At 65.2% G+C, this 21,731-nt stretch carries 19 protein-coding genes; 11 read left to right on the forward strand and 8 right to left on the reverse strand.

The features are described 5' to 3' along the window. Positions 1–6 precede the first annotated feature (6 nt). A complete protein-coding gene (hrpB, locus tag ACSQ3E_RS26455) occupies positions 7–2,469 on the reverse strand; it encodes an ATP-dependent helicase HrpB (RefSeq protein WP_436124942.1) in 2,463 nt (820 codons plus the stop codon). Positions 2,470–2,701: 232 nt separating this feature from the next. Here hrpB and ACSQ3E_RS26460 point away from each other — a divergent pair, with 232 nt between their 5' ends. Further along, positions 2,702–3,430, forward strand: coding sequence for a hypothetical protein (locus ACSQ3E_RS26460; protein ID WP_436124943.1), 729 nt, complete (start codon positions 2,702–2,704; stop codon positions 3,428–3,430). A 79-nt stretch (positions 3,431–3,509) separates the two neighbouring features. Here ACSQ3E_RS26460 and ACSQ3E_RS26465 read toward each other — a convergent pair whose 3' ends face one another. After that, the gene (locus tag ACSQ3E_RS26465) at positions 3,510–4,619 is read right to left on the reverse strand and encodes a Gfo/Idh/MocA family protein (RefSeq protein ID WP_436124944.1); all 1,110 of its coding nucleotides are present in this window, start codon (positions 4,617–4,619) and stop codon (positions 3,510–3,512) included. 232 nt (positions 4,620–4,851) lie between these two features. On the opposite strand from ACSQ3E_RS26465, the gene ACSQ3E_RS26470 reads away from it, so the two are divergent. Both ACSQ3E_RS26470 and ilvD read left to right on the forward strand, forming a co-directional pair. After that, positions 4,852–5,730, forward strand: coding sequence for a MurR/RpiR family transcriptional regulator (locus ACSQ3E_RS26470; RefSeq protein WP_436124945.1), 879 nt, complete (start codon positions 4,852–4,854; stop codon positions 5,728–5,730). A 141-nt stretch (positions 5,731–5,871) separates the two neighbouring features. Next, complete coding sequence (gene ilvD / locus ACSQ3E_RS26475) at positions 5,872–7,713, forward strand: dihydroxy-acid dehydratase (RefSeq protein ID WP_436124946.1); 1,842 nt, start codon at positions 5,872–5,874, stop codon at positions 7,711–7,713. An 86-nt stretch (positions 7,714–7,799) separates the two neighbouring features. On the opposite strand, the gene ACSQ3E_RS26480 is transcribed toward ilvD, so the two are convergent. Beyond that, complete coding sequence (locus ACSQ3E_RS26480; protein WP_436124947.1) at positions 7,800–8,723, reverse strand: MerR family transcriptional regulator; 924 nt, start codon at positions 8,721–8,723, stop codon at positions 7,800–7,802. Positions 8,724–8,994: 271 nt separating this feature from the next. Here ACSQ3E_RS26480 and ACSQ3E_RS26485 point away from each other — a divergent pair, with 271 nt between their 5' ends. After that, entirely contained in the window at positions 8,995–10,383 is a 1,389-nt protein-coding gene (locus ACSQ3E_RS26485) for a pyridoxal-phosphate dependent enzyme (RefSeq protein ID WP_436124948.1), read from the forward strand. After that, a complete protein-coding gene (locus ACSQ3E_RS26490) occupies positions 10,380–11,546 on the forward strand; it encodes a cystathionine gamma-synthase (protein WP_310327505.1) in 1,167 nt (388 codons plus the stop codon). Before ACSQ3E_RS26485 ends, ACSQ3E_RS26490 begins: the two co-directional genes overlap by 4 nt. A gap of 280 nt (positions 11,547–11,826) precedes the next feature. Here the strand turns inward: ACSQ3E_RS26490 and ACSQ3E_RS26495 are convergent, their stop codons facing one another. Continuing rightward, positions 11,827–12,315: a MarR family winged helix-turn-helix transcriptional regulator gene (locus tag ACSQ3E_RS26495; RefSeq protein ID WP_436124949.1), complete on the reverse strand. Its 489-nt coding sequence runs from the start codon at positions 12,313–12,315 to the stop codon at positions 11,827–11,829. 88 nt (positions 12,316–12,403) lie between these two features. On the opposite strand from ACSQ3E_RS26495, the gene ACSQ3E_RS26500 reads away from it, so the two are divergent. Together ACSQ3E_RS26500 and wrbA are read left to right on the forward strand one after the other, a co-directional pair. Beyond that, on the forward strand, positions 12,404–13,285 hold the full coding sequence (locus tag ACSQ3E_RS26500) for an EamA family transporter (protein ID WP_436124950.1): 882 nt from the start codon (positions 12,404–12,406) through the stop codon (positions 13,283–13,285). Positions 13,286–13,378: 93 nt separating this feature from the next. Further along, on the forward strand, positions 13,379–14,023 hold the full coding sequence (wrbA, locus tag ACSQ3E_RS26505; protein WP_436124951.1) for an NAD(P)H:quinone oxidoreductase: 645 nt from the start codon (positions 13,379–13,381) through the stop codon (positions 14,021–14,023). Positions 14,024–14,104: 81 nt separating this feature from the next. Here the strand turns inward: wrbA and ACSQ3E_RS26510 are convergent, their stop codons facing one another. Then, positions 14,105–15,037, reverse strand: coding sequence for a LysR family transcriptional regulator (locus ACSQ3E_RS26510; protein WP_310327515.1), 933 nt, complete (start codon positions 15,035–15,037; stop codon positions 14,105–14,107). Positions 15,038–15,158: 121 nt separating this feature from the next. Here ACSQ3E_RS26510 and ACSQ3E_RS26515 point away from each other — a divergent pair, with 121 nt between their 5' ends. Genes ACSQ3E_RS26515 through ACSQ3E_RS26530 form a run of 4 tightly spaced genes read left to right on the forward strand, consistent with a single transcriptional unit; the run spans position 15,159 to position 18,853 of the window. Continuing rightward, positions 15,159–16,157: a dipeptidase gene (locus ACSQ3E_RS26515; RefSeq protein ID WP_436124952.1), complete on the forward strand. Its 999-nt coding sequence runs from the start codon at positions 15,159–15,161 to the stop codon at positions 16,155–16,157. A 30-nt stretch (positions 16,158–16,187) separates the two neighbouring features. Beyond that, positions 16,188–17,150, forward strand: a complete 963-nt coding sequence (locus ACSQ3E_RS26520; RefSeq protein WP_310327616.1) for an ABC transporter substrate-binding protein — start codon at positions 16,188–16,190, stop codon at positions 17,148–17,150. Between the two features lie 11 nt (positions 17,151–17,161). Continuing rightward, positions 17,162–17,947 carry an ABC transporter ATP-binding protein gene (locus ACSQ3E_RS26525; RefSeq protein WP_436124953.1) on the forward strand — a complete coding sequence of 262 codons (786 nt, stop codon included), beginning with the start codon at positions 17,162–17,164 and terminating at the stop codon, positions 17,945–17,947. 3 nt (positions 17,948–17,950) lie between these two features. After that, on the forward strand, positions 17,951–18,853 hold the full coding sequence (locus ACSQ3E_RS26530) for an ABC transporter permease (RefSeq protein ID WP_436124954.1): 903 nt from the start codon (positions 17,951–17,953) through the stop codon (positions 18,851–18,853). 27 nt (positions 18,854–18,880) lie between these two features. Here ACSQ3E_RS26530 and tauC read toward each other — a convergent pair whose 3' ends face one another. The 3 genes from tauC to tauA all read right to left on the reverse strand — a co-directional run bounded on the left by tauC (position 18,881) and on the right by tauA (position 21,611). Further along, the gene (gene tauC, locus ACSQ3E_RS26535; protein WP_436124955.1) at positions 18,881–19,738 is read right to left on the reverse strand and encodes a taurine ABC transporter permease TauC; all 858 of its coding nucleotides are present in this window, start codon (positions 19,736–19,738) and stop codon (positions 18,881–18,883) included. After that, positions 19,735–20,508: a taurine ABC transporter ATP-binding protein gene (locus ACSQ3E_RS26540; protein WP_436124956.1), complete on the reverse strand. Its 774-nt coding sequence runs from the start codon at positions 20,506–20,508 to the stop codon at positions 19,735–19,737. The genes tauC and ACSQ3E_RS26540 overlap by 4 nt, the downstream gene beginning before the upstream one ends. A gap of 89 nt (positions 20,509–20,597) precedes the next feature. Further along, positions 20,598–21,611 (reverse strand): taurine ABC transporter substrate-binding protein, encoded by a 1,014-nt coding sequence (tauA, locus tag ACSQ3E_RS26545; protein WP_436124957.1) that lies wholly within the window; start codon positions 21,609–21,611, stop codon positions 20,598–20,600. Between the last annotated feature and the right edge of the window lie 120 nt (positions 21,612–21,731).

Genomic DNA, 21,731 nt, shown 5'->3' on the forward strand with positions numbered 1-21,731 from the left:
GATGCTTCAGGTGCCGCGCGGCTTGGCGCGCGCGGTTGCTTGGGCCTCGAGCGGATTGTCTGGCCAGACATGCCTGGGGTAGCGGCCACGCATGTCGGAGCGCACGTCGGCCCAGGAGCCGCGCCAGAAGCCGGGCAGGTCGCGCGTCGTCTGGATCGGCCGGTGCGCCGGTGACAAAAGCTCGAGCGTCAGCGGCACTGTACCGCCGGCGATCGAGGGATGCTTGTCCATGCCGAACAGTTCCTGCACGCGCACGGCAAGCACCGGCCATTCGCCGTCATAGCGGATCGGCACATGGCTGCCGGACGGTGCGCTGAAATGGGTAGGGGCGAGCGAGCCGATCTTGCGCTGGAGATCGTGCGGCACGAGCGTCAACAGGGCATCGTGGAGCACACCGGCACCGATGCGGGCGAAGGATGTCTCGCCACGCAGGAAAGGCAGAAGCCAATCCTCGAGCCGGTTGAGCAGCGCCTCGTCGGACATGTCGGGCCAAGGGTCGCCGAGGCCGCGATGCAGCCAGGTCAGGCGCTGGCGAAGCGTCTCGGCCTCCTTGCCCCAGTCGAGCAGGCCGAGGCCGTGAGCGCGGAGTGCTTCAAGGATGGCGCGGTCGGCTTCTTCGCCCTTCGGCGCTGGCAGCATGCGCTCGGACAAGGTGACGGCGCCGATACGGACGGTTTCGCGAACACGGACGGAACGTTTGTCCTTGTCGAAACTGGTATCGATTTTCCGCTCCAGATGCGACGCGAGCACGGTGCGGATGTCGACTTCCGAAACTGCGGCGGCAGACGAGATGCGTGCGTTCTGCGCCCTGCCCTGCAGGTCGGCGACGACGAGGTATTGTTCGCCGGCGAGCGGATCGGCGGCATCGACGGCAGCACCGCTGCCATTGGCCAGCACGAAGCGCCCGCGCTCGCCGCGCGCCTTGGCGACACGATCGGGCCAGGCGAGGAGCAGGAGGACGCCAGGCGCGGGCGCATCACCTGACGACTGCCCAGCACTGCCTGCCTGCCGCGCCAGCCGCTCGGCCAGTTGCTTTGCGGCGTTGGCACGGGGCGAGCGCTCATTGCGGAAACGCTGCAGGCGGCGTTCGAGATCGGCGCTGTCGCCGCCGAGGCCGCGCTCGGTCATCAGCACGGCAAGCTGTGCCGCCTCAAGCGCCGATCCCTGGCGCGCCGCTTCGGCGACCATGTGGGCGAGCCGGACCGGCAGCGCCAGCTTGCGCATCGCCTGGCCGGAGGAGGTCAGGCGGCCATCGGCGTCGATGGCGTCGAGTTCGACGAGAAGCGCTTTTGCCTCGGCCAAGGCGGGTGCCGGCGGCGGGTCGAGGAAGGCGAGCGTGGTCGGGTCGGCGACACCGAAGGCAGCGCAGTCGAGCAAGAAGCCGGACAGATCGGCCTCAAGGATTTCCGGCGGCGAGAAGGCAGGCAGCGCTGCCGTCTGCTCGGCCCTCCACAGGCGCACGGCGACACCGGGGCTGGTGCGGCCGGCACGGCCGGCGCGCTGGTCGGCGGCGGCGCGCGAGGCGCGTACCGTTTCCAGCCGGGTCAGGCCGCTCGCCGGCTCGTATTTTGGCAGCCGCGACAGGCCGGAATCGATGACGACACGGACGCCGTCGATGGTGATCGAGGTCTCGGCGATTGCGGTCGCCAGCACCACCTTGCGCCGGCCCACCGGCGCGGGCTTGATCGCGGCGTCCTGAGCCTTGCCGTCGAGCATGCCATAGAGCGGCACGATGTCGGTATCAGTGCCGACGCGGCCGTCGAGGCGCTCGGCAGTGCGCTCGATCTCGCGCTGGCCAGGCAGGAAGGCGAGCACGCTGCCCGGCTCATCGGCGAGCGCATCGCGGATCGCCTTGGCCATGGCGTCCTCGATGGCCACACCCGCCGGGCGCTCGTCATAGCGGATGTCGACCGGAAAGCTGCGGCCCTGGCTTTCGATGATTTCGGCACCGTCGAGCAATCTTGAAACACGGGCGCCGTCGAGCGTCGCCGACATGACGACGAGCCTGAGGTCGGGGCGGAGCGCGCCCTGCACGTCGAGCGCCAGCGCGAGACCGAAATCGCCGTCGAGCGAGCGCTCGTGGAACTCGTCGAACAAGACGGCTGCAACGCCGGGAAGCTCTGGATCGTCGAGGATCATGCGGGCGAGCACGCCCTCGGTGACGACGAGGATCTTGGTCTGCGCACTGACCTTGTTTTCCATGCGCATGGCGTAGCCGACCGTTCCACCCGGCTCCTCGCCGAGCAGCGACGCCATGCGGCGGGCGGCGGCGCGGGCAGCGAGCCGGCGCGGCTCAAGCAGGATGATCTTGCCATCCCCGCGCCAGGGCGCATCAAGCAGCGCCAGCGGCACCAGCGTGGTCTTGCCAGCGCCGGGGGGCGCCACCAGCACGGCGCTGTTGCCGGCCGAAAGGGCCTCGGCAAGTTGCGGCAGGACCGCCGTCACCGGCAGGTCGGGAAGCTTGGTCATCAGTTACGTTCCGGCCTTTGGCGCCGCCGCATGAGCGGCAGGCCGGCAATATCAGGCACAAGCGGGGCGAGGCAACATCGCCCCCCGACAAGGCGGCGCAAGGAGGCCGACCTGCCCGAAATGAAGCCGGCTCGTCACAGACGGTCGCCAAGAGTGATCGGCCTTGCCCTTGCTTCGCCGGAATGAAGCGTACCGTGACGCTTTCGTGACGGTCTTGCGACAGGAGGGGTCCGTGGCAGAATTTGCGCATCCAACATTTGCCGGCGCAGCACCGGACCTGCACCGGAGCGGCCAGCTTCGCTTTGTAGCGATGGCGCTGGTGCTTGTCGGCGCAGTCACCGTGGCTGCAGCCCTTGCCGCGATCCTCGCGCCCGGCATCCGCCACCTGCTGTTGCGGGAAGACGGCATCGTCGAAATGGGAACAGTCATGTTCCTGGCAGCCGCCGTGCTCGGTGCCGGGGCATCGACGCTGCTGCGAGGGCCAAGGATCCCGGTCATGCTGGCTGGCCTGATCGGGCTCGCAGAGCTGCTCGACGAAACCAGCTTCGGCACGCGCCTGTTCGGTTTCCAGCCGCTACCGCTCTATGGCGGCGGGCAGCTCGACGGCTTCCACGACCTTTTGATCCTCGCCTACCGCCTGCTGCGCGACGTCAGCCACGGCCTTGCTTGGCTGCTGGTGGCACTGCTGCTCGTGCTGTCGGTCGGGCTGATGCTGCTGGCCCTGCGCCACATCGGGCGTGGCATGGCGGGCACAACGACATGGCTGTCGGGCCATGTGCTGCTCTTCCTGCATGTCGGCTTCATCGGGCTGGCGCAGGCGATCGACATCGCGGCCTCGTCACGCGCGCTCGCCGCCGTCGAGGAAGTGCTCGAACTCAACGCGGCGATGTTGCTGGCGTTTTATGTCGTGCAGGTGGGATGGATGGAAACCACTCGACGTCGGGTCGGTGATATACGCTGAAACGCCCCCTCTCCGTCACGGCTTTGCCGTGACACCTCTCCCCACTGCGTGAGGGCGAGGAACCCAAGCTGGAGAGCCCCTACCTCACCTTCACCCACTTCTGCTCGGCAAACGACCGCGCCATCGCGTGAACCGTGCGCTCGATCTCCAGGCCCTCGTCGAAGTCGATGACGCGCGCGGGCGCACCGGCAATGCGGGCGAGGAGTTCGCGGCACTCGATGGTCTTGAGGTCGTTGAAGCCTAGGCCGTGGCCGGGGGCGGGGATGAACTTGCCGTAGGGCTCGTGGACGGGGGCGGCCAAGATGGTGCGGTAGCCCTGCTCGGTGGGGCGATCCGAGGTGACATAGAGCTGGATTTCGTTGAAGCGCTCCTGGTCGAAGACGATCGAGCCCTTGGAGCCGAATATCTGCACCTGGATGCGGCCCTTGCGGCCCCAGGCGGAGCGGTTGACCAGAAGCGTGCCGGAGACGCCGTTTTCGAGGTGGATCAGGCTGGATGCGATGTCATAGGTCTCGACGGCGCGGCGGCCGCCGCCTGATACTTGGCGGTCCGGGTAGGGTTTGGCCATGTCGCACATGACGCTTCCGACGCGCCCGAACAGCGCCGTGATCAGCGACAGCGGATGGACGGCGAAATCGTCGAGCGCGCCGTAGCCGGACTTGGCCTCGTGTTTCCAGAAGAACGGCGCCTCGGGGTCGGCCATGAAGTCCTCGTCCATCTCGACGCGGAGATGGTTGACCTCGCCGATGATCTTTTCGTCGAGCAATTGCCTGATGTGGCGGATGGCCGGGCTCTGGATGTAGTTGTAGCCGAGCACGGCAACCTTGCCCGACTTGCGCGCGGCAGCGGCCATGGCCTCCGCTTCGGTCAGTGTCGGGGCCATCGGCTTTTCGCACCACAGATGCTTGCCGGCTTCGAGGATGGCGATGGCCATCTCGGGGTGGAACTGGTTGGGTGTGGTGAGCGAGATGACATCGACCTCGGGGTCGGCGATAACTGCGCGCCAGTCGCCCGACGATTTCTCGAAACCGAGCTCGGAGGCGCGTTGGGCGGCAAGGTCGGCACTGGCCTCGCCGAGATGGACGAGCCTGGGCCTGTCGACGTCGCCGAACACCGTGCGCACCGAATTCCACGCCAGCGCATGGCACTTGCCCATGAAGCCGGTTCCGATAAGACCTACGCCTGTCACTTCACGCTCTCCCGGTTTATAGAGCTCGCATCCCGCCGGAATGGGCTCAATCTTTTTGCCGGAGCATGATCTTGCCCAAAACTGGTTCCCGCTGTTCGTTAGGCGGACCTTCGGTTCGGGTTCATGCTCACGGCGGATTGAATAGTCGAATTTTGGCGAAAATGGAACATACAGTTCATTTTATTTGGACAGCCTGCAGCGGCAGCGTTATGGTGGAATAGGCGGAGGCGGAATGGACGACATGGCGGACACGGTTTCGGAGGCACTGCCACGCGATTTCGAGGCGCTGAGGGCATTGATCCTCGATCGCCGCGAAAGCCTGCCCAAGCGCATCGCCCAGGTGGCGGCCTATGCGCTCGACAATCCCGACGAGATCGCCTTCGGCACCGCCGCCAGCATCGCCAGCTCAGCCGGCGTGCAGCCCTCGACGCTGATCCGCTTTGCCCAGCACCTCGGCTATGACGGCTTCACCAGCCTGCAGCAGGTTTTTCGCGAGCGGCTGAGGGAGCGCACGACTTCCTATGAGGAGCGGCTGACCGTCGTGCGTGGCGACGCCGACGACGGCACCAGCAACCGCCGCATCGTTGACGGCTTTTTGGCAGCGGCCAGCAAGTCGATCGACGTGATGTCGCGCAACATCGACGACGAGACGCTGGACCGCGCCATCGACCTGCTCAATGGCGCCGAGACCATCTACATCCTGGCCCGCCGCCGCTCCTACCCGGTTGCCAGTTACATCGCCTATGCGCTGGGCAAGCTCGGCGTGCGCAGCCAGCTGATCGAATCCGCCTCGGGGCTGAGCCCGGAGATCATTTCCTTCGCCACGCCGAGGGATGCCGTCATCGCCATCAGCTTCTCGCCCTATGCCTCCGCAACCGTCGAGGAGGCCCGGGTGCTGTCGGCAAACGGCGTGCCCGTGGTGGCGATCACCGACAGCGCGTTTTCGCCGCTGGCGCAGTTCGCCAGGGTTTGGTTCGAGGTGGCCGAGGCCGATTTCGGCGGCTTCCGCTCGCTGGCCGCCACTATGGCGCTGGCGATGGGCCTGACTGTCGGCGTCGCCGAGCTCAGGCGCGGCCGAAAAGGCAGGAAATCGGCCAACTCCAAGGCTTGAAACCGCGTCTGTGCTGCACGAAATGCATGGCAGCTGCCCGCTGTCGTCATGCCAGACGCCTGGTCAGGCGAAAAATGGTTGACGCAAGGGCGATAGTGGCTCAATCCCACTGTTAGCCATCTATTGTATGAGAGAGCCCCCATGCCTGCTTATCGTTCGCGTACCACCACCCACGGCCGCAACATGGCTGGCGCGCGTGGCCTATGGCGCGCCACCGGCATGAAAGACACCGATTTCGGCAAGCCGATCATTGCGGTGGTAAACTCCTTCACCCAGTTCGTGCCGGGTCACGTGCACCTCAAGGACCTCGGCCAACTCGTCGCACGCGAGATCGAGGCGGCCGGCGGCGTGGCCAAGGAATTCAACACCATCGCCGTCGATGACGGCATCGCCATGGGCCATGACGGCATGCTGTATTCGCTGCCGAGCCGCGAGATCATCGCCGACAGCGTCGAATACATGGTCAACGCTCATTGCGCCGACGCCATGGTCTGCATCTCGAACTGCGACAAGATCACGCCCGGCATGCTGAACGCCGCGATGCGCCTCAACATCCCGGCCGTCTTCGTCTCGGGCGGCCCGATGGAAGCCGGCAAGGTCGTGCTCAACGGCAAGACCCATGCGCTCGACCTGATCGACGCCATGGTCGCCGCCGCCGACGACAAGGTCACCGACGAAGAGGTCAAGGTGATCGAGCGCTCGGCCTGCCCGACCTGCGGTTCGTGCTCGGGCATGTTCACCGCCAATTCGATGAACTGCCTGACCGAGGCGCTCGGCCTGTCGCTGCCCGGCAACGGCTCGACGCTGGCGACACATGCCGACCGCAAGCGCCTGTTCGTCGAAGCAGGACACCTGATCGTCGACCTGGCCCAGCGCTACTACGAGCAGGACGACGAAAGCGTGCTGCCGCGCAACGTCGCGTCCAAGGGCGCGTTCGAAAACGCCATGGCGCTCGACATCGCCATGGGCGGCTCGACCAACACCGTTCTGCACATCCTGGCTGCCGCGCATGAAGGCGAGATCGACTTTGACCAGGACGACATCGACCGGCTGTCGCGCAAGGTGCCCGTGCTGTGCAAGGTGGCGCCTGCCAAGGCTGACGTGCACATGGAAGACGTGCACCGTGCTGGCGGCATCATGGCAATCCTCGGCCAGCTCGACAAAGCTGGCCTGCTGAACCGCGACCTGCCGACCGTGCACACGGCGTCGATCGGCGAAGCCATCGACCATTGGGATACCTCGCGGACCAAAAGCCAGGCAGTGCGCGACTTCTTCCTCGCCGCTCCCGGCGGCGTGCCGACCCAGACAGCTTTCAGCCAGGACCGGCGCTGGGACGAGCTCGACCTCGACCGAGAGAAGGGCGTCATCCGCTCGGCCGAACATGCCTTCTCCAAGGACGGTGGCCTTGCCATCCTGAAGGGCAACATCGCGCGCGACGGCTGCGTGGTGAAGACCGCCGGCGTCGACGAGTCGATCCTGAAATTCTCGGGCCCTGCCCGCGTCTTCGAAAGCCAGGACGCCTCGGTCAAGGCGATCCTTGGCAACGAGATCAAGGCCGGCGACGTGGTGGTCATCCTCTACGAGGGCCCGAAGGGCGGCCCCGGCATGCAGGAAATGCTCTACCCGACCAGCTACCTCAAGTCGAAGGGCCTGGGCAAAGCCTGCGCGCTCTTGACCGACGGGCGCTTCTCGGGCGGCACCTCAGGCCTGTCGATCGGCCACGTTTCGCCTGAAGCGGCGAATGGCGGCACGATCGGGCTGGTGCGCGAGGGCGACATGATCGACATCGACATCCCGAACCGCACGATCAGCCTGCGCGTCGACGAAGCGACGCTCGCTGCCCGTCGCACCGAGCAGGACGCGAAGGGCTGGAAGCCGACAGAAGTGCGCAAGCGCAAGGTGACCAAGGCGTTGAAGGCCTACGCGGCGTTTGCCACCTCGGCCGACCGCGGCGCGGTGCGCGACCTCGGCGACTTCGAATAAGTTCGCCAAAGACGAAGAATACAAAAGGGCCCGCATCGCGGGCCCTTTTTCGTTGGAGGTTTCCTGCAAGCCAGGATGGTCGCCAGTTACAGCGCCCCGGCCATGGCGGCGTTGATCCAGCTCCACTCCTCGCTGATCGTGTCGGGCTGGCGGTCGCCCCTGAGGATGCGGAGCAGTTCGTAGTAGCGCGCCGAACGGGAATGGTACTTGCGGTACTGGTTGTCGTGCCACTCCAGGAACGCCTTGTCAGGCGTCCTGTTCATCGCCTTGGCTGAACTAACCAGCCAATCGCGGGCGATCGCCTTGCCGGTTTCGGACTCCGGTGTCTCGCCCTTGTCGATGGCTTCGCGGACGCGGGCGAAGATGGCGTTGGAGGCCTCGGCATAGGCGGCGGGATCGAACTCGCCGTCCCACATCGACGACATGCTGTTGCGCAGCTCGGCGGCGTATTCCTTGTCCGAAACGAAGGCCATGATCTCGGTCCAGGCGTCGACCTGCTCGGGCGTTGGGTCGTCGGGGAGGTCGGGCGTCGAAGCGTCGATCATCTGCTTCTTCCATTCCGGCGACACGTTCGCCTGGGACGCCACGTCGTCGAAGAAATGCTCGATGGCGGCGCGGAATTCAGTCTGGGAGAGCTTTGTCACGGTCCATATTCTCCTGAGGTCGTCTGTTGTCGGGTCGGGAACCCGGATGGCCGCCCTGAGGGCGGCGGCGACACGGCGCTTGGACTTGATTTCCGCCTCGAGCGCCTTGAGCCTGAGCTCCAGCACGGCCGATATGGCGAGGCGGTTCGACAGGATCTTGCCGATTTCGGCGAGGCTCACGCCTGCATCGCGAAGCGCGAGGATGAGCCCGAGCCGCTCGAGATCAGCGCCCGAAAACATGCGGTAGCCGCTCTCCGCCCTGACCGTCGGGGGCAAAAGCCCCTTGTCGGAGTAGAAACGGAGCTTGCGAACGGTGATGCCGCTCAGCTTCGAAAGCTCACCGATGGTGTAGATCCTGTCGTCCATGACAGCCCTTCTAGGTGCTCCACCAAGTGGAGAGTCAACAACAGCCGGAAAGAGAAATGTATTGCCCGCAAACGGAACTAAAGGTGGCGCGTGAGAATTTCCTTCTCAAGCTTTCGCACTAAACGAAAAGCCCTGCCTTTGTTCGTTTGGGGCAGCACCGGTAAATGCGGCCAGGATGGCCAAGTGGCCGCAAGAAGCTTCCGGGCGGCTGGTGTCCGCCCGCCCGACATGGGATATTCCGATGAACCTGCCTGCCGAGGGAGACGCCGCCATGAGCCGCTTGAACCCGCCCTTCAGGTCCGTGCTCGATTTAATCGGCGAAACGCCTGTCGTCGAGTTGACGCGCTTCGACACCGGCCTGTGCCGGCTGTTCATCAAGCTGGAAAGCCAGAATCCCGGCGGCTCGATCAAGGACCGCATCGCGCTGTCGATGATCGCGGCGGCCGAGCGCGAGGGCAAGCTCAAGCGTGGCGGCACCATCGTCGAGGCGACCGCCGGCAATACCGGGCTCGGGCTGGCGCAGGTGGGCATCCCCAAGGGCTACCGCATCATTCTCGTCGTGCCCGACAAGATGAGCCGCGAGAAGATCCAGCACCTGCGTGCCCTCGGCGCCGAGGTCAGGCTGACGCGCTCCGACGTTGGCAAGGGCCATGCAGAATATTACCAGGACATGGCGGAAAAGATCGCCGCCGAGATCCCCGGCTCGTTCTACGTCAACCAGTTCGCCAATCCGGCCAATCCGCTGGCGCATGAGACGACGACTGGCCCGGAGATCTGGGAGCAGCTCGAAGGCGATGTCGATGCGGTGGTGGTGGGTGTCGGCTCAGGCGGCACTTTGACCGGGCTCGGGCGGTTCTTCGCAAAAGTTTCGCCGAAGACCGAGATGGTGCTGGCCGACCCGCTGGGCTCGGTGCTGGCGCCGCTGGTCAAGACCGGAAAGATGGAAGAGGCTGGCAGTTGGACTGTCGAAGGCATCGGCGAGGACTTCGTGCCGCCGAACTGCGACTTGTCGCTGGTCAAAAAGGCCTACACCGTCAACGACAAGGCGAGCATGCTGGCGGTGCGCGACCTGCTCGCCAAGGAAGGCATCCTGGCCGGGTCGTCGTCGGGCACGCTGTTGTCGGCAGCGCTGCGCTACTGCCGCGAGCAGAAGACGCCGAAGCGCGTCGTGACCTTCGTCTGCGACAGCGGCAACAAGTACCTGTCCAAGGTGTTCGACGACTTCTGGCTGGCCGAGCAGGGGCTGGACGAGCGCGAGCATCATGGCGACCTCAGCGATCTGGTGGCGCGTTCGCATCGCGAGGGCGGCACGGTGTTTGTCGGCCCCGGCGACAGCCTGCTCACCGCCTATGGCCGGATGCGGCGCGGAGACGTGTCGCAGCTGCCGGTGCTGGAAGAGGGCAAGCTTGTCGGCATCATCGACGAGGGCGACATACTGGCCGTTGTCGAAGGACCCTATGACAGCCGCTGGAACCGCTTCAACGCGCCCGTCTCGACGGCGATGGCAAAGGACCTGCACACGCTGCAGGCCAACCAGACGCTCGACGCGCTGCTGCCGATTTTCGACCGCAACGAAGTGGCGATCATCTTCGACGGCGAGGAATTTGTCGGGCTGATCACCCGGGTCGATCTCATCAACCATCTCAGGCGAGCAAAATGACCACTGTGAAGAACCGGCTGGCATTCTCGACGCGCACCATCCATGGCGGCCAGAGCCACGACCCGACGACGGGCGCCGTGATGGTGCCGATCTACGCCACCTCGACCTATGGCCAGCAGAGCCCCGGCGTGCACAAGGGCTTTGAGTACGCCCGCAGCCAGAACCCGACGCGCTTTGCCTTCGAGCGCGCCATCGCCGACCTCGAAAGCGGCTCCGCCGGCTTCGCCTTCGCCTCCGGCTTGGCGGCGATTGGCACTGTGTTCGAACTGCTCGACGCGGGCGCGCATATCGTTGCCACCGACGACATCTATGGCGGCACGTTCAGGCTGCTCGAACGGGTGCGCAAGCGCACCGCAGGGCTGCAGGTGACCTTCGTCGACTTCACCGACCTCGCCGCCGTCGAGGCGGCGATCCGGCCGGAGACCAAGATGCTGTGGGTCGAAACGCCGACCAATCCGCTGCTGCGGGTCGTCGACCTCGAAGGGGTCGCCGCACTGGCCAAGCGCAAGGGCGTGCTGTCTGTCGCCGACAACACCTTCTGCAGCCCCTACCTGCAGCGGCCGTTGGAGCTCGGCATCGACATCGTCGTGCATTCGACGACCAAATATCTCAACGGCCATTCCGACATGGTCGGCGGCTGTGTGGTGGTGGGCGACAACAAGGAGCTGCGCGACCAGCTGAAATTCCTGCAAAACGCCATCGGCGCGATCTCCGGGCCGTTCGACAGCTTTTTGGCGCTGCGCGGCATCAAGACGCTCGCACTTCGCATGGAGCGGCATTCGCAGAACGGCGCCCAGATCGCGCGCTGGCTGGAAGGGCGCAAGGACGTGCGCCGGGTGATCTATCCCGGCCTCGAAAGCCATCCGCAGCACGCCATCGCCAAGGCGCAGATGTATCATTTCGGCGGCATGATATCGGTCGACCTCGACCGCGACTTGGCAGCGACCAAACGTTTCCTCGAACGGACGCAGCTGTTCACGCTGGCGGAAAGCCTCGGCGGCGTCGAAAGCTTGATCGAGCACCCGGCGCTGATGACGCACGGCTCGATCCCGGCGGAAAAGCGCGCCGAGATCGGCATCTCGGATTCACTGGTGCGGCTGTCGGCGGGCATCGAGGACGGGGATGATCTGATCGCCGATCTGGAGCAGGCGCTGGCGGGGTGAAGCGCCGAGACGTGCGCGGCTGTTACCCCCACCCCTACCCCCTCCCCACAAGGGGAGGGGGATTCTGCGGCGGCGCTGCCACGACAGCCATCTCACACGCGAAGCGCCGACCTTAATGACATTGGCTCTGACAGAGGAGGTTGCTTAGACGTCGGCAACCTAGTCTCCCTCCCCCTTTTGGGGGAGGGGTTAGGGGTGGGGGTAACCCTCATTTGAGAGTGGGCCCGCCCCTTCAAGCTCCGGTAGAATGAGATGCAGCGCTAACCTTCACCGGTCAGCCTCAAACGCTCTCGAAGCTCACCAGAAACTTGCTCAGCAGCACGTCGAGCGCCGCCCGCTCTTCCTTGGTCAGCATCGAGACGATGCGTGTCTGCGTCGCGACATGGTCGGTGACGGCGGCGTCAATGGTGGCGAAACCCTTGTCGGTCAGAGAAACGATGAAACTGCGGCGGTCGTCGGGGTTGAGACGGCGCTCGACGAGGCCGGCCTTTTCGAGCTGGTCGACGCGGTTGGTCATGGTGCCCGAGGTGATCATCATCGTCGCCGACAGATCGCCGGGGGACAGAGCATAAGGCGGTCCCGAGCGGCGCAGCGTCGCCAGAACGTCGAAGCTGGCGAAGTTCAGCCCATGCGCGGCAAAGGTCTTTTCCATCTCGCGGCCGAGATGCTGCGATACCCTGTTGGCGCGGCCGATAAGCCCCATGGGCGCGACGTCGAGGTCGGGCCGTTCGCGGTTCCACTGGGCAAGAATGTCGTCAACCTGATCCATGGCTCACCATTCCGATTATTTCTCTTGACGTCAAGAGAATATGGATTATCTTGAAGTCAAGATACTTGATGTAAAGAGAGATGCACCCATGACGACGCGCAACACCGACCTGCTGCTGACGGCAATCGCCCCCGCGATCTGGGGCAGCACCTATATCGTGACGACCCAGTTCCTGCCCGCCGGCTACCCGCTGACGGTTGCCATGCTGCGGGCGCTTCCCGCCGGCCTGCTGCTCCTGCTGCTCGTCCGCCAGCTGCCACAGGGCATCTGGTGGGCGCGCGTGCTGGTGCTCGGCGCGCTCAACTTCTCGATTTTCTGGTGGTTGCTGTTTGTTGCCGCCTATCGTCTACCGGGCGGTGTGGCGGCAACTGTCGGCGCGATCCAGCCGCTGATCGTCATCCTGCTCGCTCGCGCCTTGCTCGGCTCGCCAATCCGCCCGCTGTCAATCGTGGCCGCCATTGCCGGCATGGCTGGCGTTGCATTGCTGATCCTGACGCCGCATGCGGCGCTTGACCCCATCGGCATCGCCGCCGGTCTCGCAGGCGCCGTTTCGATGGCCGCGGGCACGGTGCTCAGCCGCCGCTGGCAGCCGCCCGTGTCGCCGCTGACCTTCACCGCCTGGCAGCTGACCGCAGGCGGCCTGCTGCTCCTACCGGTGGCTTTGCTGCAGGAACCGTCGCTGCCTGCACTGACCACCGCCAACCTGCTCGGCCTCGCCTGGCTCGGCCTGATCGGTGCGGCACTGACCTACATTCTCTGGTTCCGTGGCATCGCCCGGCTGGAACCGTCCGTGGTGTCGCCACTCGGCTTCCTCAGCCCGATGACCGCCGTGATCCTCGGCTGGTCGGTGCTCGGCCAGTCGCTCAGCGCAACGCAGATCTTCGGCATGGTCGTGGTGCTCGGCAGTGTCTGGCTCAGCCAGCGCGCTCAGCAGGCGAAGCCAGCTCCGGCCAAGCTCGCCACCGCCTGAACAATGGCACCGCTTCCGGGCGGCGCGCCTCCCCACTCCAGACAATTCGAAACCTGTTTCACTTCCGGCTGCGGCCGGCAGAAGGAGATTCCCATGTCCAAGATCCTGGTTCTCTACTACTCCGCCTATGGCCACATCGGCACCATGGCCGAAGCCATCGCCCAAGGTGCTCGCGAGGCCGGCGCCACCGTCACGCTGCGGCGCGTTCCCGAGCTGATGGACGAAGCGACGATGCTGAAGGCTGGTATCCGCCACGACGACACGCCCGTCGCCACGCCGCGGGAACTCGCCGACTACGACGCCATCGTCTTCGGCACGCCGACGCGCTTCGGCAACATGGCCTCGCAGATGAAGAACTTCATCGACCAGCTCGGCGGGCTGTGGCTACAGAACGCCCTGGTCGGCAAGGTGGCGAGCGTGTTCACCTCGAGCGAGAGCCAGCATGGCGGGCAGGAACACACGATCCTGTCGATGCACGCGACGCTAATGCATCTCGGCATGGTGACCGTCGGCCTGCCGTACACCTTCAAGGGGCAGACGCGCATGGACGAAATCACCGGTGGCTCGCCCTATGGCGCGACCACCCTCGCCATCAACGCCGATGGCAGCTCAAGGGCGCCCAGCGCCAACGAACTCGCCGGCGCCCGCCACCAGGGTCGTTATGTCGCCGAGATCGCCGGGCCGCTGGCCGAGCGGCGCCTGGAGATGTCTCGCCAGCCCGAGGAATTGGCAGCATAGGTTGGCTACCCCCTTGACCACGGCAGCGGTAGTGACCGCCGGGCTTGTGGCGACGCCGCCGACAGTGCCGGCGATCGCCGACTAGGCCGGCAGTGGCTGCGCCGTCCTCAGCGGACGCGGCTTGAGATGGCCCAAAAGCGCATCGAGGAAGACCCGCGTCTTGCGCGGCATCAGTTGCCTGCTCGGAAAGACGGCGCGCACCATGGCCGGTGCAAGACTCCATGCCGGCAGGATGCGGACGAGTTCGCCGCTTGCCAGATAAGGCCGCGCGAAAAGATCGGGCATCGCCGTTATGCCGGCGCCCGAGCGCGCCAGGCGGAACAGCAGCTCGTAAGAATTCGCGCAGACCCGCCGTCCCGACATGTCGGCGGGAACCGACTGGGCGTCCTTGTTCAAAACCCAGTTGACCGGAACGCCGTCGGCGAGCAGCACCAGCACGTCATGCTGTGCGAGGGCTTCGGGCGCATCGGGCTGGCCGGCGCGATCCCTGTACTGCGGCGAGGCATAAAGACCGATGCCGAGGTCGACCAGATGCCGGGTGGTCAACCTCAGGTCCTGCGCTTCGCCACCGATCCGTATCGCGAGATCGAAACCGTCGGCAATGACGTCGACATAACGAGGCGACAGATCCAGTTCGAGCTGGATTTCGCAATATGCCTTGCTGAATTCTGCCAGCATCGGAGCGAGCGAGATTGCGGCAAGGTCGCCGGGAACCGAGACACGCAGCCGTCCCGACGGGGTCACCTGCCGGTGTTCGGCGACCGCCATGACGGCGTCCACCTCGTGGATAATCTGTTCGGCGGGGATGAGAATACGCTGGCCCATCTCGGTCAGGAAATTGCGCCGCGTGCTGCGCTGGAGCAGGCGCTCTCCCAACTGCGCCTCCAAGAGGGTGATGCGCCGCGACACTGTCGACTTCGGCAGGCCAAGCCGTTCGGCCGCGGCGCTGAAGCTTCCCGTTTCCGCAACGCGCGCAAAGATCATCAGGTCGAATGGATCGGGCGTTGTCGGCATCACGGGGCCTTGATTGGTTCAAGTATGAAACAATCAAACCCATTCCCGCCAATAGCGCAACGACGAGATTGCCGATTAGCTGACCGCTTGGAGTTCATATTTCTCAGCGGGTGCAGACGACGTGACTGTTTCAGCCAACAACCTCATCGCCAAGGCTGTAGTCTGGGAAAGTGCCGTGGGCTGGACTCCCGAATGTCTCGATGAAGGTCCTGACATGCTGGTCCGCTATCGCGACGCGGGGTTCTCCTTCTTGTCGCTCACAATCGGCGCCGACTGGGACCGACCGGAGCCGACGTTCCGGCATCTCTCCCAACAAAGGCGCTGGTTCGAACAACGCGCCCACGATTACCAGCTCATCGAAACCGTGGCCGACATCCGCGCCGCCAAGCAGTCGGGCAAGATGGCGATCGGCCTGCATCTGCAAGGTGCCGGCCCGGCGGCTCACGAGCCGGCGATGATCGACAGCTGGTACCGGCTTGGAATCCGCTGGATGATCGTGGCCTACAACACCCGCAACCCGCTTGGCGACGGCTGCCACGAGCCCTCGGATGCCGGGCTTTCCATGCTGGGCCGTGCCTTCGTGTCCGAGGCCAATCGCGTCGGCATGATGCTCGACGCAAGCCACGCCGGCATCAACACGTCGCTCGACATCATCGAGCTGTCGGAAAAGCCGGTGGTGTTCTCGCATTCGAGCGTGCGCGCGCTGAAGAACCACGAGCGCAATATCGACGACGTCCAGATCAAGGCGCTCGCCCGCCGCGGCGGCGTGGTCGGCATCAACTCCATCGGCGCTTTTCTGACCGACGACAACCGTTCCGACGTTCCGGCGCTGATGCGCCATATCGATTACGTCGCCCAGCTCGTCGGGCCCGAACATGTCGGCCTCGGCCTCGACACCGTTTTCTATCAGCCCTTCATGACCAAGCTCTACGACTCCGGCCCGATGATGGCGTTGCGCGGCTATCCGCGTCCGCCCTGGGCCGATGTCAAACCCGAAGTCCTGCCCGAACTGGTCGAAGCTCTGGAACGCCATGGCTATTCGGAGACGGCCATACTTGGCGTGCTGGGCGAGAATTTCCTGCGGGTCGCTGAACAGAACTGGCGCCCCACCATCGTGTAATCCCAACCTTAGGAGCGTGTCGTGAAATTGATGAAGTGGCTGCTCGCTGCAGCCTTGCTCACCGCCGCGAATGGCGCAGCCCTGGCTGACCCTAAACTGGTCGAGATCGCCAGCTTCGGCGAACACCCGGCGCTCAACCAGGTCGCCGAAGGCTTCAAGGCCCGGATGAGCGAACTGGGCTACGTCGAAGGCAAGGACGTCACCTACGGCTTCCAGCACGCCAATTTCGACCGCAGCCTTGTTCCGCAAATCCTGCAGCAGGTGGAAGCCAAGCATCCGGCGCTGATCCTCGCCATCACTACCGGCCTCAACCAGGCGGCGGTGCGCGGCATCACCGACAAGTCGATCCCGGTCGTGTTCGGCGCGGTCGTCGACCCGGTCGTGGCGGGCATCGTGCCGGATTGGCAGCACGGCTCGGCCTGGAGCACCGGCGCGTCCATGCTGCCCGATTTCGATGCTTCCTTCGACTACCTCAAGAAGGTCTTGCCCGAGGTCAAGAAGGTCGGGACCCTGTTCAATCCGGGCGAAGACAACGACACCTCCAATATGGAGCTGATCCACAAGGCGGCCGCAAAGGCCGGGATCGAAATCGTCGGCGTGCCGGTCGACAATCCCAACGACCTGCCCCAGCGTGTCCAGACCTTCGCCGGACAGGTGGACGCCATCTTCCTCATCCAGTCCAACGTGGTGCAGACCTCGGTACCGGTCGTTGCCCAGGTGGCGCAGAGAATCAAGTTGCCGCTGTTCAACTCGGTCTACGCCCCTGACCTCAAGGACCAGCTCGCCGGTTTCCACGCCATCTCCTATCGCAAGAATGGCGAGCATGCCGCCGATATCGCCGACCGGATCTTCAAGGGCGAGAAGCCGGCCGACATCGCGCCCTATGTTCCCAAGGGCGAAGACTTCGACGCGTTTGTTAGCCCCAAGGGTCTCGCAGCGGTCGGCCTGACGGTTCCGGAAGCGCTCAAGGACAGTCCATGGCTGCTCAAGTGACAGCGGTGAGCATGCCCCTGCTCGTCTGCGCGGACTTGCGTAAAACTTTCAACGCCGGCCTTGCCGGAGCGCGACCGGCGTTGAACGGGGTGGACCTTGCACTCAATCGCGGCGACTTCGTCGTGGTCATCGGCTCGAACGGCGCCGGAAAATCGACGCTGCTCAACACGATCGCGGGTGCGATCGAGCCGGATGGTGGCTCGATCACCCTGGACGGCCAAGACATCACCCGCCTTGCAGCACATCGGCGGGCGGGCATGATCGCACGAGTGTTCCAGGACCCGATGATTGGTACCGCAGCGGCCATGACCATCGAGGAAAACCTGGCCCTGGCCGAACAGCGCGGGCAACGCAGAGGCTTTGCGCGCCATCTCGACGGCGCCAAGCGCGACCGCTACCGGGTGCTGCTCGCCGGCCTGGCGCTCGGCATGGAAGATCGGTTGTCGACACCGGTATCCCAACTCTCCGGCGGGCAACGCCAGGCCCTGTCCCTGATCATGGCATCGTTGTCGCGCCCCTCGCTGCTGTTGCTCGACGAGCATACGGCAGCATTGGACCCGCGCACCGCCGATCTGATCATGGCGACGACCTTGCGGATCGTCGCCGAGCAGTCGCTGACCACGCTGATGGTCACCCACAACATGCGCCAGGCGATCGAGACCGGTAACCGGCTCGTCATGATGGATGCTGGCCGCATCCGCGACGACATCGGCGGCACCGAGAAAGCAAGACTCACGCCTGTCGATCTCGTCGAGAAGTTCAGAATCGAAAACGATCGCATGCTGCTCGGAACCTGACCAATGGACGTGATCCACGCCTATCTCAATCTCGTGCCGGTGACGTTGTCCCAAAGCCTCATCTATTCGTTCCTGGTGCTCGGCATCATGATCCCGTTCCGCTTGCTGAGCTTTCCGGACCTGACCAGCGAAGGCGCGTTTCCGCTTGGCGGCTGCGTCTGCGCCACACTTCTGCTGGCGGGGTATCCGCCGCTCCTGGCAACCGTTGTCGCGATACTCGCCGGTGTCGGAGCCGGCGCGGCGACCGCGCTGGTGCATCTGCGTTTTCGCATCAATTCGCTGCTGGCCGGCATCCTGGTCTTCACGGCACTCTACAGCGTGAACATGCGCGTTCTCGGCCGCTCAAACATCGCCTTGTTCAACACCGACAACATCTTCACCCAGATCGACCCGACCATCCTGACCGACGTTCGGCTGCAGGTCGCCACATTCGCCGTGCTGATCGTCGTGGCCCTGGTCGCATTGCGCTGGTACCTGGCCACGCAGGCAGGAGCGGCGCTGCGCGTCATCGGCATCAATCCGGAGCTGGCGCCATCGCTCGGCATCAGCATCTGGACATACACGATCGTCGGATTGGGTATCGCCTCTGGCCTGACCGCCCTTGGCGGCGCGCTCATCGTGCAATTGCAGGGCTATGCCGATGTCGGAATGGGCACCGGCATCCTGATCAACGGTCTCGCCTCGCTGGTCATCGGCGAAACCATCACCGGGCGGCAGACCGTCACGCGGCAATTGTTGGCGCCTGTCGTCGGTGCAATGGTCTATTATCAGCTCGTGTCGCTGGCGCTGTCGATCGGGCTGCAGCCAAGCGACCTCAAGGTCGTGACAGCCGGCTTCGTGCTGGTGACGCTGGGGCTACCCATGCTGCGCGGACGCGGTGCCATGCGCGAAACCATGCGGGCATAAGCGCTGGGCCGCAGCCTTGGCCGACCGCTACTCGCGGCCGGCCCAGGGCACCAACCTGCGCTCCAACCGGCGCAGGCCGAATTCGAGCACGAAGGCAACCGCAGCGATGACCAGGATGCCCATGACGACGACGTCGGTGACGAGAAATTGCGCCGCCGACTGGATCATGAAGCCGAGGCCCCTTGTGGCGGCGACAAGCTCGGCGGCCACCAGCGTTGTCCAGCCGGCGCCGAGCGCGATGCGCAGGCCGGTCAGGATCGACGGCAGCGCGCTGGGCAGGACGACGAAGCGGATGACCTGCCGGTGCGACGCACCAAGGGAGCGGGCGGCATTGAGGCGGTCGTGCTGGACGTTGCGCACGCCGGAGGCCGTCGACAGCGCGATCGGCGCCACCATGGCGATTGCGATGACCAGCACCTTGGCGGACTCGCCGATGCCGAACCAGATGATGATCAGGGGCAGGTAAGCGAGCGGCGGGATCGGCCGCAGGAACTCGAGTACTGGGTCGAAGATGCCTCGGCCGATGCGGCTGGTGCCGATGGCAAGGCCGACCGGGATGCCGACGAGCGTTGCCGCCACGAGTGCGGCGAAGACACGCCCCAGCGACGCCAGCAGGTGCTGAGCAAGCGTCGCGTCGACGAAACCTTGGGAGGCCACCGTCCAGAATTTTGCCAGCACATCCTGAGGCGGCGGCAGGAACAGCGGTGCGACGAGCCCGAGCCTGGTGACGAGGGTCCAGGCCAGCAGGGCAACCAGGATGGTGATGGCGCTGATGCTGCGCGACGACAGCTCGCGGCCGGGTGTTTCGCTGCGCGGCGCGCGCACCGTCGAAATCTCGGGTTCAGCCAGTTCGCGCCGGCCACGTTCAGCATGCAGCAGTGTCATGCCGGCTCTCCTTCGAAGATCGCGTCGGCGAGCTCAGCCCGTGCCTCGGCAAATGCCGGGTCGCCCTTGATCGAGCGGACGGGTTCGCCGGCGGCATAACGGCGACTGAAACCGGCCTCGAACGAGTGGGCGATGCGGCCGGGATCGGGCGCCATGACAACGACGCGGGTGCCGAGCAGGAGCGCCTCCTCGATGCCGTGGGTGACCATCAGCACGCCGAGATTGCCCGGCGCCCAGATGTCGAGCAGCAGCGTCTGCATGCGCTCGCGCGTCAAAGCGTCGAGCGCGCCGAGCGGCTCGTCCATCAGCAGGAAGTCGGGTTCGGCGGCGAGCGCGCGGGCAAGGCCGACACGCTGGCGCATGCCGCCGGACATCTCCCACACCGGCTTGTCACCGAGGCCGTCGAGGCGGACGCGCTTGAGCAATTCGTTGGCGATGGCGTTGCGCTGCCTTTCGCCGATGCCGCGTAGCCTGAGCGCGAAGGCGACGTTGTCGCGGGCGGAGAACCACGGAAACAGCGCATCGCTCTGGAAGACGACGGCGCGGTCGGCGCCCGGCCCCTCGATCGGCCGGCCATCGACGGAGGCTACGCCGCGTTCGGGCAGGACCAAGCCCGCCGCCACGTTGAGCAAGGTCGACTTGCCGCAACCGGAGCGGCCGGTGAGCACGACGAACTCGCCATGACCGACTAAGAGCGATGCGCCCTCGACGGCGGGTTGCGGCTGGCCTTTGTAGCGCACGGCGATGTTGCTGAGCGAAAGCGTCGACATGAATGGATCTCCTGGAAAAGGGATGCCCCGGCCGGGAGGAGCCGGCCGGGGCTTCGTGCCCGCGCGGGAGGTCGCGGGTCGCTTGCGCCTCAGTTGGAGGCGAGCGCCTCGGTGACGTATTTCGACGTCACATATTTCGAATAGTCGGGCTGAACCGCGTCGATCTTGCCCTGCTCCTTGAGGAACGCCGAGGTCGCCGCCACCGCCTTGACGGTGTCGCCGCCCAGGAAATTGGCTGACGCCTGCTCTTCCAGCGTCGGGAAGACGTAGCCCTTGAGCAGCGCCGGCACGTCCTCGACCTTGGCGCCGGTGAGGCGGGCGATCTTGTCGGCCTGCGGCGAGCCCTTTCCCCAGGCTTCCGGCTTGGCGAGGAACTCGGCATAGGCAGCACCCGTCACCTTGACGAAGTCGCGCACGGCGGCCGGGTTCTTTGCGGCAAAGTCGGTGCGGACGATCCAGGCGTCGAAGGTCGGCGCGCCCCATTCGGCAACCTTGGCCGAGTCGAGCACGACCTTGCCCGAGGTCTTGATCTGGCCAAGTGCTGGATCCCAGACATAGGCCGCGTCGATGTCGCCGCGCTGCCAGGCGGCCGCGATTTCAGGCGGACGCAAATTGAGGATCTCGACCGACTTGGGATCGACGCCCTCATGCTTGAGGGCGGCGAGCAGGCTGTAATGCGTGGTCGAGACGAAGGGCACCGCGACCTTCTTGCCGGCGAGATCGGCGGCCTTTTCGATGCCGGCGCCATCGCGGGCGACGAGCGCCTCGGATTCGCCGATCAGGCCGACAACGAAAATGGTTTCGATAGGCAGTTCACGGCTGGCGGCGGCCGCCAGAGGGCTCGACCCGACATAGCCAATGTCGACGGCACCGGACGCAATGGCCGCGATGACGTCGGCGCCGGAATCGAACTTGCGCCAGTCGATGCTGGCCTTGGTGGCAGCCTCATAGGCGCCGTCGGCCTGCGGCACTTTCGAGGGCTCGACAACCGTCTGGTAGCCGATGGTGATCTTGAAGTCCTCGGCCTGGACCGCGCCGACGGAAGGCGCGAGCGACAGGGCGGCGACTGTGGCGAGCAAGGCACGACGCGTGAAATCTGACATGGGCTTCCCCCTCGGGGTTGAATGACGATGCCCATTCAGGATGTTTAATTCTACAAACTCTGTAGAGTTAATTTATTCCGGCAAAGCCGTGTGCCGTTAAAATGTCCTGCCCCATTTTGC

This window comes from Aminobacter sp. LjRoot7 (assembly GCF_964252895.1).
GTDB lineage: Bacteria > Pseudomonadota > Alphaproteobacteria > Rhizobiales > Rhizobiaceae > Aminobacter > Aminobacter aminovorans_B.